The organism is Pseudoalteromonas sp. S3785 (genome assembly GCF_005887365.1).
In the GTDB taxonomy this organism is placed as follows: Bacteria; Pseudomonadota; Gammaproteobacteria; order Enterobacterales; family Alteromonadaceae; genus Pseudoalteromonas.
Genome location: NZ_PNCT01000005.1, coordinates 88,104 through 106,095, shown reverse-complemented (window position 1 = coordinate 106,095; position 17,992 = coordinate 88,104). Strand labels below are relative to the sequence as shown.

The following is a 17,992-nucleotide window of genomic DNA, read 5'->3' as shown; positions in this document are numbered from 1 at the left end:
AAATCCTTTTGCCTTTCAATATTTGTACATATTTCAAACAAAAGCATTAGTAAATGTTAATCAGCCTGCTTACGTAAAAAAGCCGGAATATCAAAATAATCTCCGCCTTCTGATTTATCCGCTTTTTTACTGCTTTGCGCTGATGAACTTGCCGTGTTGCTTGAGCTTGTAGATGGCGCTTGTTCTTTACTTTCTACTTGCGTGCTTGGCGTCGTTTCTTCAGTGCTTGTGCCTTGGCTTGCAAAGCTTGGTACGTACATGCTGCTAGATTGGTTTGATGAACTTGCTACATCAGAGCCTGATGCCTTTTTAAAGCCGTTATCAACAATACCAAACTGCGGACGACGATCGCCGCCTAACCCTGTAGCAACCACGGTTACACGTAACTCGTCGCTCATTTCAGGGTCAATAACTGCACCCACAACCACAGTTGCATTTTCAGACGCTAGCGCTTTAACGTGGTTACCCACAATTTCAAACTCTTCAATCGCAATGTCCATACCTGCGGTAATATTAACCAAAATACCTTTAGCACCGGTTAAATCAACGTCTTCTAGTAATGGGCTTGAGATAGCCGCTTCTGCAGCTTCTTGAGCACGATCTGGGCCTGATGCTGAAGCTGTGCCCATCATGGCAGTACCCATTGCTGACATTACGGTACGTACGTCGGCGAAATCCACGTTAATTAAACCAGAACGTGTAATTAGCTCCGCAATACCTTGAACCGCACCAAAAAGTACATCGTTTGCTTTAGCGAAGGCATCTAACAGTGTAGTCCCTTTGCCTAAAACTTTAAGCAATTTATTGTTCGGAATTGTAATAAGTGAGTCTACAATTTCTGACAATTCGTTAATGCCTTGTTCAGCCGCTGCGGCGCGTTTTTTACCTTCAAAGTCAAAAGGACGCGTTACTACAGCAACCGTTAAAATATCGAGCTCTTTAGCAATTTTAGCAACCACAGGCGCAGCACCGGTACCTGTACCACCGCCCATGCCGGCAGCAATAAATACCATATCTGCGCCTTCAAGGCTGGCACGGATTGTTTCTGCATCTTCTTCAGCCGACTCACGGCCTACTTCTGGGTTTGCGCCTGCACCTAACCCTGAGGTAATTTGCGTGCCTAGTTGTACGGTAATATCGGCAGCGGAATTACGTAATGCTTGTGCATCCGTATTTGCGGCTATAAAGCGCACACCTTCTATTTGTTGTTTTACCATGTGCTCAACAGCGTTACCGCCGCCACCGCCCACGCCAATTACCTTAATTACAGCTTCTTCGCTGTGTTGTTCCATCATATCAAACATGTTTACTCTCCGACTTGAGTACTTTAAAACTCGCCTTGGAACCATTTAGTAATGCGGTTCCACCAATTATTATTATCCTCTGCTTTCGACTTTTGTGCATTCATCGATTGCATAGTGCGCCCGTATTGTAACAAACCTACAGCGGTTGCGTACGAAGGATCGTCTACGTAGTCTGTCAAACCAACTATCCCGATTGGTTTGCCTATTCTCACTGGCATTTGGAAAATGTCTTCAGCCACTTCCATTGCGCCAGTCATTTTAGCAGTCCCGCCTGTAATAACGAGGCCTGCCGCAATTTGGTCTTCTAAACCTGAGCGACGAATTTCTTCCATCGCTAGTTCAAATAATTCTCTAAAACGAGGCTCTACCACTTCAGATAAAGTATGACGCGACATTAAACGTGCTGGTCGCCCGCCTACACTGGGTACTTCTATGGTGTCTTCGTTACTGGCCATTTGGCTACTTGCACATGCATATTGTACTTTGAGTGACTCAGCATGTGATATAGGTGTACGAAATATTTTTGCAATATCACCGGTTACTTGATTACCCGCCACCGGAATCACTGAAGAATGGCGCAATGCACCGTTAATATAAATAGTGATATCCATTGTACCACCACCAATATCGAGCACCGCTACGCCAAGCTCTTTTTCGTCATCAGTTAATACTGAATAACACGATGCGAGTGCGGTAAATATAAGCTGATCAACCTCTAGACCACAGCGCTCTACGCATTTTTCGATATTTTTAGCCATATCGTTTGAACAAGTAATAATGTGTGCACGTGCTTCCATACGCACACCGCTCATACCAAGGGGGTTTTTAATGCCCTCTTGCATATCAATGCTATATTCTTGCGGTAATGCATGCAGCATTTTACGCTCGGCCGAAATAGGCACAGAGCGCGCTATATGAATTACATTTTCAATGTCTTCATCAGTTACTTCGGTATTATTAATTGCAACCACGCCGCTTTCGTTTTGACATTGTATGTGTTTGCCAGAGATCCCTAAGTACACTGAGCTAATACGACAATCAGCCATTAATTCGGCTTCATCTATTGCTCGGCGAATCGACTCAGACACTAAGTTTAAATCGTTTACGCCGCCTTTATCCATACCATGAGATACTTGGCTGCCCACACCAACAATGCTGAGCTTGTTATCTGCGGTGATTTCACCTACCGTGGCCACCACTTTTGAGGTACCAACGTCTAATCCAATCACTAGGTTTCTTTCTGCTGACTTAGTCATGCCTTACTCTTATTTTGTAATTGCTGTTCTTGCACAGGCTTATAGCTAACTGCAAGGCCGGTATCATAGCGTAAATCTATTGCATCTATTTGTGCATCTGCACGCTTTTCCATGCGCGGGTACACATCTATAAACCGCTGTACTCGCTTTGCTTTATCTTTGCGCCCTAAATTTAGGCGCACACCATTATCTAACCACAACTGCCACGAAAAACGCTCCGAAAGTGCCAAGCTTTTTAATGTTAACGCATTTACCTTTAGCATTTCGTCAAATTGCTTAAAAGCAATCCACGCTTCTTTTTCGCTACCCTCTGGGCCATAAAGTTGCGGTAAATCATTGGCAAGTTTATCGCTGCTTGCTTCAAAAGCATCGCCACTTTGGTTTAGCAGTAAATCGCTATTCCAATGGGCTACGGCTTCGTGTTCAACTACGTACACTTGTATTGTATCAGGCCACTGCTTGCGAACCGATACAGTTGCAACCCAAGGTAAATCTTTTACTAGTTTCTGTACGCGTTTTACATCTAGCTCAAAAAAACTGCTTAAATCGGCCTTTTTTATTGCTTTTATTATGGCCTTTTCGTCAGTGTATTTGGGCTTTCCTAGCACCGTTAAGTGCTTTATTTGTGCATCTTTGTTCTCTACTAGCCAATCAGATACACCGCTCGTTATTTGCACCAGCCCTATCACTACCACTAGAAAAAAGCTCACACCAAAAATTAGCGACCAATTAAAGTTAAGTTGCTGTTTTAACTGTTGAGCTTTTTCTAAAAGGGGGTGCATATTAAAGCGTTTGCTCCAAAATGCGAATAACTAATTGCTCAAATGTTGCCCCGTTTGCTTTTGCCGCCATGGGCACCAGCGATTTTTCGGTCATGCCAGGGACTGTATTTACTTCTAACAAATAAAAATTTCCCTGCTCATCTTGCATCGCATCTACACGGCCCCAGCCGCTTGCACCTACTAAATCAAACGCTTCTAATGACATAGCTTGTATACACTGTGTATCATGCGCCGATAAATCGGCAGGGCAATGATACTGCGTTGTGTTTGACTGATACTTAGCTTGATAATCGTAAAAGCCGTTTGGGGTCGTCATTTCAATAACAGGTTGCACTTCGTCGCCTAATACAGTCACTGTAAACTCGCGTCCGGTTATCCACTGCTCCACTAACACTTGGCTATCAAACTTAAAAGCGTGTGTTAGTGCATCTTCAAGCTCTTGAGCGGTACTTGCTTGCGCCATACCTATGCTTGAGCCTTCGTGTGATGGCTTCACCATTACTTTTTTAAACTCATCCATAATGGCTTTTGCATCAAAGCCTTTTTTAGCATCAACAACTGCATAAGGCGCTGTGCTTAGTCCTGCAGATTTAAATAAATGCTTACAACGGACTTTATCCATTGCTAAGGCTGAACCCAATACATTACTGCCTGTGTATGGCAAGTTCATAAATTCAAGCGCACCTTGCACTGTTCCATCTTCGCCACCACGGCCATGCAATGCAATAAAGACACGATCTATGTTTAACTCTTTTAATTCCCACAATGAACGATTTTGCGGGTCAAAAGCAATGGCATCAACGCCAGCATTTTGTAGTGCATTAAGCACTGCTAGCCCTGAACGTAGTGACACTTCGCGCTCTGCTGAGTTACCCCCTAGCAGTACTGCTACTTTACCAAATTGCGCGTTTTGCTGCGTCATACTTCACCTTGCTTTAATTTTTCAACCGACATACCTGTTGCCGCTAATGTTTTAACCAATTGTCCTATATTACCAGCGCCTTGCGTTAAAACTAAGTCGTTATTTTGTAAGTTATCGGCCAGCACACCAGCAAGCTCTGCGCTCGTTGCTACGTGTAGAGGCTCTTTTCCGCGTTGGCGTAGGCTGCGGCACAGGCTTTTACTGTCTGCGCCCACAATAGGATCTTCACCGGCACTGTACACATCTAGTAATAAAAGTTGATCGACATCAGCCAGTACTTTTACAAAGTCTTCGTATAAATCGCGTGTACGGGTAAATCGGTGTGGTTGATAAACCATAACTAAGCGTTTTTCTGGCCAGCCTTCGCGTACAGCTGCAATGGTGGCTGCAACTTCTGATGGATGATGTCCGTAGTCATCCACCAGCATGACATTGCCGCGCTCATTTTCAAATTCACCGTAGTGCTGAAAACGACGCCCTATGCCTTCAAATTTTTGCAGTGCCTCTAAAATTGCGTGGTTAGCAATGTTTTGATCTTTAGCCACTGCAATTGCCGCCGTGGCATTAAGTGCATTGTGCTTACCCGGCATGTTAAGCGTAGCTGTTAGGCTATCGCCATTCTTATTAGTCACTGTAAAAGTACAAGTACTTGCTGATTGACTAAAATCGCTCATGCGGTAGTCGGCATCTTTTGACTCGCCATACGTAATTACAGGGCGAGCAAAACGTGGGATCAACTCACTGGCTACCTGCGAGTCTATACACACAACGGCTAAGCCATAAAATGGCAGGTTATGAATAAAGTCCACATAAGTGTCTTTCATTTTTTCAAGGCTGCCGCCATAGGTTTCCATGTGATCTTCTTCAATATTGGTGATCACCGATACCATTGGCTGTAAATGCAAAAATGATGCATCGCTTTCATCTGCCTCAGCAATTAAAAAGTCGCTCTTGCCTACTTTTGCGTTACTGCCTGCGCTATTTAATAAGCCGCCAATAATAAAGGTAGGATCAAGCCCTGCTTGAGCATAAATGCTGGCAATTAAGCTCGTTGTTGTGGTTTTACCATGTGTGCCCGCAATGGCAATGCCATGGCGAAAACGCATTAATTCGGCAAGCATTTCTGCACGGCGAACTACCGGTATACGTGCCGCTTTTGCTGCAATAATTTCAGGGTTTGTTTCGTCAATAGCACTTGAAACAACAACGACGTTGGCATCTTTTACGTTGTTTTCGTGATGGCCTATAAATACTTCGGCACCCGCTTTAATTAAACGTTCGGTCATTGCGCTGTGCGCTATATCTGAGCCTGTAATACGGTAGCCTTCAAAAGCCAGTACTTCGGCAATGCCGCCCATACCCGCACCGCCAATACCAATAAAATGGATGGTCTCTATTCGACGCATAGCAGGTCGAGTTTGTTGTTCTTGTATTGACTTATCTTTCACTTATTTTCTCTTATTTGTTACTTGCTCACAGTGCGAGGCAACGCTTGCTGTGGCATCTAAAATGGCTTGTTGCTTAGCATTACTGGCCATTTGTTTAATTAATATAGGCTTTGCCAAATACGGGTTTAATAGCTCAACTATCGAGTCTTTATTAAACTGGGGCTGAGGCATTAAAAGCGCGCCATTTGCGGTTACTAAATACTTTGCGTTGGCGGTTTGATGATCGTCTACCGCATGTGGAAACGGCACAAACACAGCCATTTTACCTGCGGCGGCGATTTCACTAACAGTAAGTGCACCAGCACGGCAAATAACAATATCGGCCCACGCGTAGGCGGCGTCCATATCATCTATAAATTCAGCAACTTTTAGGTCTTCATCTGCAATGTTGTTTTGCGCATACGCACTTTGTACACCCTCAATATGGCCTTTACCTGTTTGGTGCCACACTTTAATTGGCGCTATTTTAGCAAGTAAACTAAATGCCTCTGGTAGTGTTTGGTTAAGCACTTGTGCGCCTAACGAGCCCCCCACCACTAAAATATTTACAGGGCTTGAAACATCACGTTTAGCGACATTAGCAACGCTTGCACGTACTGGATTACCGACTAATTCAGCTTGCCCTGGTGCAAAGGCGCTTGGAAACGCAGCAAGTACTTTGTTAGCAAATTTTGCCAACCATTTGTTACTCATACCTGCCACTGCATTTTGCTCATGAATCACCAGTGGGATACCTAAACTTTTAGCCGCAATCCCCGTTGGTCCAGTTACATAGCCGCCCATAGCAAGCACAACATCTGGTTGCTGAAATTTCAATACCTTATGCGCTTGCAATATTGCATTAAGTACCATGAATGGAGCTTTAATAAGACGCTTTAAACCATTACCGCGAACGCCTTTTACATTAATAAAATCAATCTCAATGTTATGCTTTGGTACAACATCCGCTTCCATTCTGTCTGGCGTGCCTATCCAGCTTACTTGCCAGCCTTGCTCTTTTAAATAATCGGCTACAGCAATACCAGGGAATATATGCCCACCTGTACCGCCAGCCACAACTACTAATTTTTTACTCATCGTTTACCTCCGCGTGAGGTGGCTTGTTTGGTTGCCATTTTAGTTTCAAAATCAACACGCAATAAAATACCGGTGGCAATCGTCATGATTAATAAACTTGAACCACCATACGAAATAAACGGCAAGGTTAACCCTTTAGTCGGTAATAACCCTGCACTGGCGCCTACATTAACCATGGTTTGAAACGCAAACCAAATGCCAATAGCAAACGCAAAATAGCCTTCGTATTCTTTGCCACACTTTAACGCTTGCTGGCCTATTAAAAGCGCCCTAAATACAAACACAGCCAACACACATAAAATACTTGCTACACCTACAAGGCCTAGCTCTTCACCTATAACAGCAAAAATAAAGTCGTTATGAGCCTCGGGTAAATACTGTAACTTTTGAACGCTGTTACCTAACCCTTGGCCAAACCAGCCCCCTTGGCTGTAGGCCATAAGCGACTGCACTAACTGATACCCTTTTCCAAATGGGTCTTCCCAAGGGTCTAAAAAGCCTACAACTCGCGCCATTCTGTATGGCTCTACAATAATCAGTAATACAACAAGCCCTATGCCCGTTAAAATGAGTACAAAAAACTGCCACAGCTTCGCGCCGGCCAAAAATAACAGCCCCACTGTTGTTACAAACATAACTACTACGGTCCCTAAATCGGGCTGCAATAAAATGAGTAAGGCATACACCGCAAATACAGCAATAGGCTTTGCAAAGCCCTTAATATTTTCTTGTACTTCTTCACGCTTTCTTACCAAGTAGCCAGCTATATAACTGAAAAAGTATAATTTGGCGGCCTCAGCCACCTGAAAACCAACAGGTCCAATGGGAATCCAACGTTTTGCGCCGTTAACTTCGCGGCCTATTATTAACACCGCAATAAGCAGCACCATGCCAAGCAATAACAAATACGGGTTTGAGCGTTTCCACCAATCCATAGGGACACTGGCGGCAATCCAAAATAAAATAAATGCCATTGCTAAAAACATGCTGTGGCGAATGGTAATATGGTATGAGTTATCAAACAGCCTTTCGGCTGTGGGCATTGAGGCGCTGGTCACCATTATAAAACCCACCCCTATAAGCATTAACATGCAATAAAGCAGTGGCACGTCATAAAGCTGTGCTGAAGGTTTTGGAGTGAGCGTTTCTTTTAAATCGGCAAAGGCAATCATATTAGCCCTTCCTTAACACATTGCACAAAGTCATCACCGCGTTGCATGTAGTTGTTATACATATCAATGCTGGCACAGGCAGGCGCAAGTAATACAATATCGCCGCGCTTACTGAGCACTTTAGCCAGTGATACCGCCTCTTGCATTGTGTTTACTAAGTGCGATTTACTGCTTAATGCAGCAAGTTTATCTGCATCTTTGCCAAAGCAAACAAGTGCTTTTACATGATTTTTTATATAGGGCGTTAACGCACTTAAATCAGCGCCTTTGGCATCACCACCGGCTATTACAATTAGGTTTTCATGAGCTGAGGCCAAACTATCTATAGCTGCTATAGTGGCACCCACATTGGTAGCTTTAGAGTCGTTAAAATATTTGACCCCATTTTGCTCACCAACAAACTGACAACGGTGCGCTAAACCATTAAATTGGCCAAGCGCTGCAGTATATTGATCTTTACTAATATCAAACGGGCTTAATAACGCCATTACCGCCAGTGTATTTAAGTAATTGTGCTTACCAACTACCGAAAGCGTGCTAACAGGTAAAAACGCTTCACCTTTTACTATAAAGTGCAGCTTATTATTATGTTGGGCTAAGCGATAATCACCTTGGTCGGTGCCAAAACTCATTTGTGGCGCTAAAGAGTGGCTAATAGGCTTAGTTTGAATGTCATCTGCGTTTGTTACTAAAAGCTCAGCATTGTTATAAATACTTAATTTAGAGTCGATATAGGCTTGGTAACTGTCGTAACGATCTAAATGATCTTCAGATATATTTAATACCGCTGCGCTTATCGGTTTTAAGTTCGAGCAAGTATCCAGCTGAAAACTTGAAAGCTCGAGCACATACACATCAAAATCATCGCTTAATAAGTCAAGTACCGCAGTACCAATATTGCCACCTAATGCCACTTTGTAACCTGCAGCTTTAAGTACTTCATACGCAAGCGTAACAACGGTTGATTTACCATTAGAGCCTGTGACAGCAACAACGGGTTTAGTATTTATACGAGCAAACAGCTCAACATCACCAATGACCTCAACGCCTGACTCTATTGCTTGAACAATTGCGGGGATTTTTAAGCTAAGCCCAGGGCTTATGATGATCATGTCGGTTTTACAAAGTGCAGCGTTTTCTAAGTCACCAAAATACGTATCAAGCTCAGGTGCGTGTTCGCTAAGCCAGTCCATACCAGGTGGCGCAACACGGCTATCAACAACCTTTGGTGCAAAACCATGAGATAATAAAAAACGCACAATGCCCAGACCGGTTACACCGAGTCCGAGCACTGTTATATGTTTGTTTTTTATCTCGTTTAAATACTGCATTTATCGAATCTTTAATGTCGCAAGGCCAGCAAGCACTAGCACAATTGAAATAATCCAAAAGCGCACAATAACACGTGGCTCTGGCCAACCTTTTAGCTCGTAATGATGATGAATAGGCGCCATTCTAAAAATGCGCTGTCCGCGTAGTTTATATGAGCCAACCTGTAAAATTACCGATAAGGCCTCCATTACAAACACACCGCCCATAATAATAAGCAGTAGCTCTTGGCGTACTAAAATTGCAATTATGCCCAGCGCGCCGCCAAGTGCCAAAGACCCTACATCGCCCATAAACACCTGGGCTGGGTACGTGTTAAACCATAAAAAGCCTAGGCCCGCGCCAACAATAGCGGTACATACAACCACAAGCTCACTGGCAAGCGGTAAATGCGGAATATGTAAATAAGCCGAAAAATTAATATTACCGGTTAAATAAGCAATGATGGCCAGTGCGGCAGCCACTAAAATAGTAGGTACAATCGCTAGGCCATCTAAGCCATCAGTCAGGTTTACCGCGTTTGAAGTTCCCACTAATGCAAAATAAGTAATCACAATGTATAACAAGCCTAACTGTGGCAATACATCTTTAAAAAATGGCACAACCAATGAGGTTTCTGATGCGTGTGTACTGGAGGTATACAATGCAGTAGCAACCACTAAAGCAATAACCGATTGCCAAAAATACTTCCATTTAGCAATTAGTCCTTTAGGGTCTTTGCGTATTACTTTACGGTAGTCATCTATAAAGCCAACTAAACCTAATGAGCCAATTACAAATAAAGTTGCCCATACGTATTTATTCGATAGGTCAGCCCATAATAAGGTGCTGGTAAATATGGCGCCTAAAATGAGTAAGCCTCCCATTGTAGGAGTGCCTTTTTTAGATAAGTGAGATTCTGGTCCATCATCACGCACTACTTGGCCAATTTGCATTTTTTGTAATGATCGAATGAGCTTAGGACCAAAATAAAGCGACATCATTAACGCTGTTAATATCCCTAAAATGGCGCGTAGGGTTAAATACGAAAAAACATTAAAGCCACTGTAATATTGGGTTAAATACTCTGCCAGCCAAACTAACATTATGATGCTCCATTGATGGCTTGTTGCTGGCCATTTACTAAATCGGTTACTAATAATTCCATGCGAGAACTGCGCGATCCTTTCACCACAAGTGTGGTTTTACTATTTGTATTGTTAAGACTGGTTTGAATTTGCTTGAGCATTTCTTCGCGATTAGAAAAATGACGGTTTGGCTTATCAAACACATCGCTTGCGTATTTACTTAACACACCCAGCGTATACAGCTCATCTATACCTTGCTGTTTTGCGTATTCACCTACTTCTTGATGGTAAGTTCTGGCATCTTCACCAAGCTCTCCCATATCGCCCAGTGCGAAAATACGGTGCCCTTGAATATCACTTAATAAATCAATGGCAGCTTTTACCGACTTAACATTAGCGTTATAGGTGTCATCAATAACAGTGAGTGACTCACTCACTTTTATTAAATTTACACGTCCTTTTACATCCCCCATGGTGGCAAGTGCTGTGGCTATTTCTTCAAGCGATACGTCAAACTCACTGGTTAAAGCTGCGGCAATAAGCGCATTGCTTACGTTGTGCTTACCAGGAAGAGCAAGCGTTACGGGTACTTTTTGATCTGGTGTGCACAATAAAAAGCTCGCGCGAGCGTTTTTGTCTAGGCTGATATTTTCAGCCCAAATATCAAGTTTTTCAGTACTTGAAAAACACTTAACAGTGCGCCCTTTTAATTTATCAAGCCAGTACTGGCTAAATTCGCTATCGCAGTTAACAATGGCAACGCCATCCTCTTTCAGGCCATCAAAAATCTCACCTTTTGCCTTAGCAACGCCCATTAGGCTACCAAAGCCCTCTAAATGCGCAGCGGCGACATTACACACCACAGCTACATCGGGTTTAGCCATGGCGGTTGTATAAGCAATTTCGCCTAAGTGGTTGGCACCAAGCTCTATAACAGCAAAACGGTGCTGCGGCTCTAAACGTAATAGCGTAAGCGGCACGCCAATATCGTTATTAAAATTACCTTTTGTAGCAAGCACATCTCCATGCACCGATAAAATCGCAGCGCACATTTCTTTTACCGTTGTTTTACCTACACTGCCCGTAATAGCAATGGTTTTAGGATTAACCTGCGCCATAACTGCTGCACCTATATTGCCTAATGCAATACGGGTATCGCTAACAACAAACTGCGGTATATCTACATCTACTTTGTGCTGCACAATAACGCCAATAGCGCCTTTTTGTTTAGCGTCAGCAATAAATTTATGGCCATCAAAATTAGGCCCTTTTAACGCTAAAAACACCTCTCCTTCGCAAATACTGCGGGTATCGGTATTAATATTTACTACATTGAGATTATCACCTAGATAATCGGTTGCTAGCACATTTGCCAGCCAATCAAAATCCATTGGGATCATTGAGTTATCCCTCTTACTGCTTTTTTTAGTTGTTCTTTTACATAACTGCGATCGCAAAAGTGGATACGTTGATCGCCAATAATTTGGTAATCCTCGTGGCCTTTGCCTGCAATTAAAATTACGTCATCCGCATTTGCATTTTCTATTGCATAGCGAATGGCTTTTGCTCTGTCAGCTTCTAAATGGGCTTTTTCAGGCTGCGATAAACCCGCAGCCACATCTGCTAAAATAGCATCTGGGTTTTCTGAACGGGGGTTGTCGCTGGTAACAATCACCTTATCTGCATTTTGCTCTGCAGCTTGTGCCATTAAAGCACGCTTGCCTTTATCTCTGTCGCCGCCACAGCCAAAAACACAGCTAACCCCACCAGGCACATGCTTTTGTAATGCCTGTAAAGCCAATGCAAGTGCATCTGGGGTATGAGCGTAATCAACAACGCACGTAGGTAAATTCACTTCGCTAAACGCTTGCATACGACCTGCTACGGGGTGCAAATGCGCGCATCCGGCGGCTAACTGCTCAAGCGGGTAACCAAGCCCTAGCAATGTTGCCAGTGCTGCCGTTAAATTATATAAGTTAAACTCACCAAATAGAGGCGATGTTACGCTAACGTCACCCCAACTTGTGCTCAATTGCGCCGAAATACCATTTTTAGAGTATTCCACATCAGAAAAATAAACATAACGCGCATCTTGCGGCGCTAAATTTTTCCGACCATAGCAAATTAAGTTATTAAAACTGTATTTTTCAAGCCATTGCTCTGCTTGCCCATCGTCTTGATTTAGTACCACAAGGTCGGGGTCAAAATCGCGAAACAGCATTAGCTTAGCGTCGCCATAACTTGCCATATCACCATGGTAATCAAGGTGATCACGCGATAAATTAGTAAACACCGCCGCTTTAAATTGGCATTGAGCCACGCGCTGCTGCACTAATCCGTGCGATGAAACCTCCATCGCGACAAGCTTTTTATGCTGCTGCTTTAAGTCATGCAATATGTGCTGCAAATCAACAGCTGAAGGCGTGGTATTAATAAGTGGCGTTAGTGTATCTGGGTGGCCATAGCCTAATGTGCCTATAATGGCCGATTCTGTACTACAAAACTGCGCTAAATGCGCCATCATGGCTGTTGTTGTTGATTTACCATTAGTGCCCGTTACGCCAATTAAATCAAGTGACCGGCTTGGGTTTTCATAAAATTGGCTTGCCAGCTCTGGGAGTTTTTTATCAAGCTCTGTTACTAAATAAAGAGGCTCAAATTCAACGTCAAATTCGCACAGTCTATCGGCAATAATGGCTGTAGCACCATTTTCGATTGCTTTGGCAATAAACTGGCCGCCATCAAGTGCATGGCCTTTTATCGCCACAAATACATCACCTGGTGTTACATCACGGCTATCAAGGCGTAAATTTTTAACTAGCTGCGAAGGTGCATCTATGTCGATGTATTTTAAAATAGCCTTTAAATCACGCATCGTTATCTTTACCTTTTACGTACGCCACTTCTTCCTTATCAGGGGCTACGTTTAATATTCTTAATGCGTTAGAGACGATTTCTGCAAATGCAGGGCCTGCGGTGGCACCTCCATAGTACACATCGCCGCCAGGCTCATTGATCATCACTACCACAGCCAAGCGTGGGTTACTTGCCGGCGCTACACCTGCAAAATAACCTACGTATTCATCACCGTAACCACCAGCAACTGCTTTTTTAGATGTACCAGTTTTACCTGCTGCGCGGTAGCCATCTACTTTAACGTTACGCGCTGTACCGTCTTTTTCAAACACGCTTTCCATCATGTGAACAACGGCTTCTACGTCTTTTTGTTTAAAAATACGTTCGCCTTCTGGCACACCATCTTGCTTTAAAATAGTAAGTGGGCGATTAATCCCACCGGCACCTAACATGGTGTAAAAACGGGCCATTTGCGCCGTACTTACCGAAATAGCGTAGCCAAACGATAACGTGGCAATTTCAAAATCAGACCAGCGGCGGTTTGGGTAAAATAAGCCGCTGCTTTCGCCAACCATACCTGTGCCCGTATCGCTACCAAACCCCACTTTTTGATATAAACCAACTAAGTAATCTTTAGGTACTTGTTGCGTTACTTTAGCCACACCCATGTTTGATGAGTACTTTAAAATTTCGCGAAGCGTCATTTCACCGTGGTTACGGGTATCTTTTACTAAACTGCCGCCTAAACGCATCCAACCTGGGTAGGTATCAATGGTGTCGTCGGCTTTAATTGCGCCGTAGTCTAGCCCAGCTAAAATGGCTAGTGGCTTAACGGTTGAACCTGGTTCAAACAAATCGGTAATTGCACGATTACGACGTTTATGAGGTTGTGCGTCGTTTAAGTTATTAGGGTTAAATGATGGGCTATTTACCATGGCCAGTACTTCACCAGTTTTGACATCAACCACCATGGCTGACCCTGAGGTCGCTTTATACGTAAGCACGGCAGATTTAACTGCTTTATAAGCAATCGCTTGAATGCGCTGATCAATACTTAGCTGAATGTTTTCAGGCTCTACGCGTTCACGCTCATCAAGTACTTCAACTTCGCGCCCTTGGGCATCTTTACGAATAGTACGGCGACCTTCTTCGCCCGTTAAGGCATTTTCGTAAAGCTTTTCAATACCTTCTATGCCTTTTCCATCAATATTTGTAAAACCTATGATGTGCGCTGTTACCTCTCCTGCCGGGTAATACCGTTTAGACTCATCTAATAAATGAATACCTGGTAAACGTAATTGGCTTATGTAGTTGGCAACAGCAGGGGTTACTTGGCGCTTTAAATACACAAATCGACGGGTGGGATCGTTTAATAACCGCGAGTTAATTTTGTTAGGATCAATACGTAATACATCTGCCAGCTCACGCCAGCGTAGATCATTTTCGTAATATGCTGAAGTACGTTTATCTAGCTCGGCTACATTTTCAGCCAAGGTTTTATGATCTTCACCGTTTTTACGCGCCTGTTTTATAACTTTAGCAACAAGCGACTTATGCAATGCTTTAGGATCGGCATACACACTAACGACAGGCACACTTACAGCAAGCTCTTTACCTTGACGGTCGAAGATCATTCCGCGTTGTACATGCAGTTTTTCAACGCGCACGGTGCGTTTATCGCTTTCTGAACGGGCTTTATCTGGCTCAATAACTTGTAAATAGGCAGCACGCGACACCAGTGTTACAAACACTAAAAACACCACAGTGCATACCAGCATAAAACGCCATGTGATTAAGTTATTGACCTGCTTTTTGCCGCGATTTCTCATTGTATTATTATTACCTGTTCGTCCTGACTGGTAGGGCGCTTCATTTCAAGCTGTGTGGTAGCCACTTCTTCAATGCGCGCATGCTGCGAATAGAACTCTTCTTCTACAAGTAAATAGCGCCACTCTAAATCAAGTTCATCACGCTCTTGTAACAGCGTATCTTGTTTAATTAGCTGCGCACGAGCAGAGTGAGTAACCTGCACGACCGCAAGGCTTGAAGCGAATATCACAACCAACAAGGCCGAGGTTAGCTTATTAGCTCCTAGGCCTTTTAATATTTCTAAAAATAAATTGGGTTGGCGATTATTCGCTTTAGTGTTCATCCAAGCCTCTGTGCAATCCTAAGTACTGAGCTGCGAGAGCGAGGATTACGCTCAATTTCTTCAGCACTTGGTTTAATAGCTTTACCCACTGCTTTTAACGTCAGGTTTTTATTTATTTGTGCGTCGGTTAAAGGCAGACCTCTGGGTATCGCTTCTCCCTTACTCTGTTTTCTAATAAACTGCTTCACAATTCTGTCTTCAAGTGAATGAAAAGAAATCACCACTAAACGCCCACCCGGCTTTAATACTTTTACAGCGGCTTGCAATGCGGTTTGAATTTCTTCCAGTTCACTGTTTATGTAAATTCTGATTGCCTGAAATGTACGTGTGGCTGGGTGTTTAAATTTATCTTTTACAGGCACCGCTTCATCGACTAAATCAGCAAGCTGTTTGGTTGTGGTAATGGGTGTGTGTTCTCTAACTTCTAGTACTTTATGGGCTATACGCTTGCCAAACTTTTCTTCACCGTAGGTTTTAATTACATGGGTAATGTCTTCAAGTTCAGCTTCGGCCAGCCATTGTGCTGCACTGCGCCCACTTGTTGGGTCCATACGCATATCGAGGGGGCCGTCTTTCATAAAACTAAAGCCACGCTCTGCGTCATCAAGTTGAGGTGAAGAAACACCAATATCTAACAAAATGCCATCAACTTTACCTAACAGATCGTTTTGCTCTGCAACATCGTACAAATTGGAAAAGCGGGTGTGAGCTATAGCAAAGCGACTGTCATCGGCAAACTTTTCAGCCGATTTTATCGCTTGAGGGTCTTGGTCAATGGCTTGTAAACGCCCTTGTTCTCCAAGGCGAGCAAGTATTTGACCCGAGTGTCCGCCACGTCCAAAAGTACCATCCATGTATATGCCGTCTGGCTTAATTGCAAGAGCATCGATGGTTTCGTCCATTAATACGGATACGTGTTCAAATTGCGCAGTCATTAGCTTGTGTTTGCCTTTTTTAGTGCCGTTAGAGTGTGAAATTATCTAAATCTTGGTTTGCTTCAAAATCGCCGAGTCTTTCCAGCTCAGTGTCTTGGCGCATTTGTTCGTGCCAACGCGCTTCATCCCAAATTTCAAATTTATTCATTAAACCAACTAGCATGATCTTTTTGCCAAGTTCTGCGTGGCTACGCAATGAAGGCGCCAGCAAAATCCGACCATTTTTATCAAGTTGATACTCTGTGGCATTACCTAACAACATACGTTGCATTCGGCGAGCACGTGGATTCATATTAGAGATTTTAGACAAGCGGCTTTCTATTTCTTGCCACTGTGCAAGAGGATACAACCATAAACACGGTTCGTTTAGCGCAATGGTACATATTACCGTTCCTTGATCTTCAGACAGCAAAGCGTCTCGGTACTTAGTCGGTACCGCAAAACGTCCTTTATCATCCAAGCTCAGTGAACTAGCGCCACGAAACATAAAAAGCCTACTTTTAAATTGTGTAATCGCGTTTCGATTAATTTGATCCAGTTAGATCCACTAAAAACCACTTTTTACCACAGTGCTCCAGTTTAGGGCTTGACAAGCCTTTTTGTCAAGTAAGCTGACCAGCTTTAACGTCTCGCTAAGCTAGAAAAAATAAGGCTTTATGCAAAGCGATTGAATTACGTGGGAAAAAGTGGAGGTAGTAGATAAAATTTTCTTTAAGCGTTACTAATAACGTTTGGTTTACATAATTTGCTTACTGAATAATCGATGAATAATTACAAAAAAATGAATCTAGGGCCTGTTGACCTTTAAGGATTATAATTTGTTCAATCTAGGGGGCATTTAATCGCGGCGTGAGGTTTGTAACCTAGTGGGCTCGATAACTGCTCCTGCGTTATTCTAATGACTTACATCCATGTAAGAATAAGTAAAAACCGAGTAAAGCTTCCGCGTCCTGCTCACGCCTCTTACCTACATCCATGTAGGCAACAAAGCGTAAATGCCCCCTAGGCAGAACCCTTCGGGCAGCGCCTGTTTGACATTTATACGTCGTTATCGCCTATTTATGGGGAATAACCACACTACATAGGCTCTACCTTGCCTAAATCCCAAACAGACTGCTGCAAATTAAATCTCGAAAGGTAAACAGCCCTAGGTTTATAGCCATGTAAAATTTACTTAGCACGGCAGCAATACTTACTTCATGCTGCTTTTAATTTAATCTACCGCGCCCTGCCATAAAACAATAAAAACAACTAAATCAAACAGTTAAAATATTTTTAATGGTTGGTTTAATCGTTGCATCTGCTATAGCACCAGTTAAATTTTTTATTTTATTTATTAAGGATTGATTATGGCTACTGCAACAAATACAAAACCGAATACTGAAACAAACATGAAACCTGATCTTAAACAAAAAGAAAGTGAAGCTCCGCTTACAGAAAAAGCAACCTCTGTGGCACATGATGCGGTAGATGCGCTTTCAAGTAAGGCTTCGATTGCTGAATCTAGCGTTCGCAAAGGTGCTTCAAGCTCTGCAGAAGCGCTAAGTGAAAAACAACTTATTGCCCGCGAAAAATTATCTGAGTGCAGCGCTAAAACACGTGCCTTTGCTTCAGAAAATCCTCTAGCAACAGCAGGTATTGCTTTTGCGGCTGGTATGCTTGTAACGTCATTATTTCGTCGTAAGTAAAAAT

The 17,992-nt window shown here is 43.2% G+C and carries 16 protein-coding genes; 1 reads left to right on the top strand and 15 read right to left on the bottom strand.

Annotation, left to right across the window (positions count from 1 at the left end):
* Window positions 1-56 precede the first annotated feature (56 nt).
* From ftsZ to mraZ, 15 genes are read right to left on the bottom strand one after another with little or no spacing between them, the layout of a single operon-like run.
* On the bottom strand, window positions 57-1,304 hold the full coding sequence (ftsZ, locus tag CWC17_RS01985; protein WP_138541368.1) for a cell division protein FtsZ: 1,248 nt from the start codon (window positions 1,302-1,304) through the stop codon (window positions 57-59).
* A gap of 23 nt (window positions 1,305-1,327) precedes the next feature.
* Window positions 1,328-2,560, bottom strand: coding sequence for a cell division protein FtsA (gene ftsA, locus CWC17_RS01980; RefSeq protein ID WP_004589420.1), 1,233 nt, complete (start codon window positions 2,558-2,560; stop codon window positions 1,328-1,330).
* Window positions 2,557-3,342: a cell division protein FtsQ/DivIB gene (locus CWC17_RS01975; RefSeq protein WP_138541369.1), complete on the bottom strand. Its 786-nt coding sequence runs from the start codon at window positions 3,340-3,342 to the stop codon at window positions 2,557-2,559. The genes ftsA and CWC17_RS01975 overlap by 4 nt, the downstream gene beginning before the upstream one ends.
* Before the next feature lies 1 nt (window position 3,343).
* On the bottom strand, window positions 3,344-4,264 hold the full coding sequence (locus tag CWC17_RS01970; RefSeq protein WP_138611949.1) for a D-alanine--D-alanine ligase: 921 nt from the start codon (window positions 4,262-4,264) through the stop codon (window positions 3,344-3,346).
* Entirely contained in the window at window positions 4,261-5,670 is a 1,410-nt protein-coding gene (murC, locus tag CWC17_RS01965; RefSeq protein WP_502704905.1) for a UDP-N-acetylmuramate--L-alanine ligase, read from the bottom strand. The genes CWC17_RS01970 and murC overlap by 4 nt, the downstream gene beginning before the upstream one ends.
* A gap of 42 nt (window positions 5,671-5,712) precedes the next feature.
* Entirely contained in the window at window positions 5,713-6,789 is a 1,077-nt protein-coding gene (gene murG, locus CWC17_RS01960) for an undecaprenyldiphospho-muramoylpentapeptide beta-N-acetylglucosaminyltransferase (RefSeq protein ID WP_138611948.1), read from the bottom strand.
* Window positions 6,786-7,961, bottom strand: a complete 1,176-nt coding sequence (gene ftsW / locus CWC17_RS01955; protein ID WP_138611947.1) for a cell division protein FtsW — start codon at window positions 7,959-7,961, stop codon at window positions 6,786-6,788. The genes murG and ftsW overlap by 4 nt, the downstream gene beginning before the upstream one ends.
* A complete protein-coding gene (gene murD, locus CWC17_RS01950) occupies window positions 7,958-9,292 on the bottom strand; it encodes a UDP-N-acetylmuramoyl-L-alanine--D-glutamate ligase (protein WP_138611946.1) in 1,335 nt (444 codons plus the stop codon). Before murD ends, ftsW begins: the two co-directional genes overlap by 4 nt.
* Entirely contained in the window at window positions 9,293-10,375 is a 1,083-nt protein-coding gene (gene mraY / locus CWC17_RS01945; protein ID WP_138541374.1) for a phospho-N-acetylmuramoyl-pentapeptide-transferase, read from the bottom strand.
* Window positions 10,375-11,757: a UDP-N-acetylmuramoyl-tripeptide--D-alanyl-D-alanine ligase gene (locus tag CWC17_RS01940; RefSeq protein ID WP_138611945.1), complete on the bottom strand. Its 1,383-nt coding sequence runs from the start codon at window positions 11,755-11,757 to the stop codon at window positions 10,375-10,377. Before CWC17_RS01940 ends, mraY begins: the two co-directional genes overlap by 1 nt.
* Window positions 11,754-13,232, bottom strand: coding sequence for a UDP-N-acetylmuramoyl-L-alanyl-D-glutamate--2,6-diaminopimelate ligase (gene murE / locus CWC17_RS01935; RefSeq protein ID WP_138611944.1), 1,479 nt, complete (start codon window positions 13,230-13,232; stop codon window positions 11,754-11,756). The genes CWC17_RS01940 and murE overlap by 4 nt, the downstream gene beginning before the upstream one ends.
* Window positions 13,225-15,042: a penicillin-binding transpeptidase domain-containing protein gene (locus CWC17_RS01930; RefSeq protein ID WP_138611943.1), complete on the bottom strand. Its 1,818-nt coding sequence runs from the start codon at window positions 15,040-15,042 to the stop codon at window positions 13,225-13,227. The genes murE and CWC17_RS01930 overlap by 8 nt, the downstream gene beginning before the upstream one ends.
* Window positions 15,039-15,365 (bottom strand): cell division protein FtsL, encoded by a 327-nt coding sequence (gene ftsL / locus CWC17_RS01925; RefSeq protein WP_055014177.1) that lies wholly within the window; start codon window positions 15,363-15,365, stop codon window positions 15,039-15,041. Before ftsL ends, CWC17_RS01930 begins: the two co-directional genes overlap by 4 nt.
* A complete protein-coding gene (gene rsmH / locus CWC17_RS01920) occupies window positions 15,362-16,300 on the bottom strand; it encodes a 16S rRNA (cytosine(1402)-N(4))-methyltransferase RsmH (protein ID WP_055014178.1) in 939 nt (312 codons plus the stop codon). Before rsmH ends, ftsL begins: the two co-directional genes overlap by 4 nt.
* A gap of 28 nt (window positions 16,301-16,328) precedes the next feature.
* The gene (gene mraZ / locus CWC17_RS01915; RefSeq protein ID WP_004589407.1) at window positions 16,329-16,787 is read right to left on the bottom strand and encodes a division/cell wall cluster transcriptional repressor MraZ; all 459 of its coding nucleotides are present in this window, start codon (window positions 16,785-16,787) and stop codon (window positions 16,329-16,331) included.
* 862 nt (window positions 16,788-17,649) lie between these two features.
* Between mraZ and CWC17_RS01910 the strand changes: the two genes are divergently transcribed.
* Window positions 17,650-17,988, top strand: coding sequence for a DUF883 domain-containing protein (locus CWC17_RS01910; RefSeq protein WP_082422669.1), 339 nt, complete (start codon window positions 17,650-17,652; stop codon window positions 17,986-17,988).
* Window positions 17,989-17,992: the final 4 nt, after the last annotated feature.

What these genes read in the sequence shown, in the direction of transcription:
- CWC17_RS01930 (WP_138611943.1), bottom strand. Translation starts at nt 15,042, where the DNA reads ATGAGAAATCGCGGCAAAAAGCAGGTCAATAACTTAATCACATGGCGT.
- CWC17_RS01970 (WP_138611949.1), bottom strand. Translation starts at nt 4,264, where the DNA reads ATGACGCAGCAAAACGCGCAATTTGGTAAAGTAGCAGTACTGCTAGGG.
- CWC17_RS01940 (WP_138611945.1), bottom strand. Translation starts at nt 11,757, where the DNA reads ATGATCCCAATGGATTTTGATTGGCTGGCAAATGTGCTAGCAACCGAT.
- murC (WP_502704905.1), bottom strand. Translation starts at nt 5,670, where the DNA reads ATGCGTCGAATAGAGACCATCCATTTTATTGGTATTGGCGGTGCGGGT.
- rsmH (WP_055014178.1), bottom strand. Translation starts at nt 16,300, where the DNA reads ATGACTGCGCAATTTGAACACGTATCCGTATTAATGGACGAAACCATC.
- ftsA (WP_004589420.1), bottom strand. Translation starts at nt 2,560, where the DNA reads ATGACTAAGTCAGCAGAAAGAAACCTAGTGATTGGATTAGACGTTGGT.
- murD (WP_138611946.1), bottom strand. Translation starts at nt 9,292, where the DNA reads ATGCAGTATTTAAACGAGATAAAAAACAAACATATAACAGTGCTCGGA.
- ftsL (WP_055014177.1), bottom strand. Translation starts at nt 15,365, where the DNA reads ATGAACACTAAAGCGAATAATCGCCAACCCAATTTATTTTTAGAAATA.
- ftsW (WP_138611947.1), bottom strand. Translation starts at nt 7,961, where the DNA reads ATGATTGCCTTTGCCGATTTAAAAGAAACGCTCACTCCAAAACCTTCA.
- murE (WP_138611944.1), bottom strand. Translation starts at nt 13,232, where the DNA reads ATGCGTGATTTAAAGGCTATTTTAAAATACATCGACATAGATGCACCT.
- mraY (WP_138541374.1), bottom strand. Translation starts at nt 10,375, where the DNA reads ATGTTAGTTTGGCTGGCAGAGTATTTAACCCAATATTACAGTGGCTTT.
- mraZ (WP_004589407.1), bottom strand. Translation starts at nt 16,787, where the DNA reads ATGTTTCGTGGCGCTAGTTCACTGAGCTTGGATGATAAAGGACGTTTT.
- CWC17_RS01910 (WP_082422669.1), top strand. Translation starts at nt 17,650, where the DNA reads ATGGCTACTGCAACAAATACAAAACCGAATACTGAAACAAACATGAAA.
- CWC17_RS01975 (WP_138541369.1), bottom strand. Translation starts at nt 3,342, where the DNA reads ATGCACCCCCTTTTAGAAAAAGCTCAACAGTTAAAACAGCAACTTAAC.
- ftsZ (WP_138541368.1), bottom strand. Translation starts at nt 1,304, where the DNA reads ATGTTTGATATGATGGAACAACACAGCGAAGAAGCTGTAATTAAGGTA.
- murG (WP_138611948.1), bottom strand. Translation starts at nt 6,789, where the DNA reads ATGAGTAAAAAATTAGTAGTTGTGGCTGGCGGTACAGGTGGGCATATA.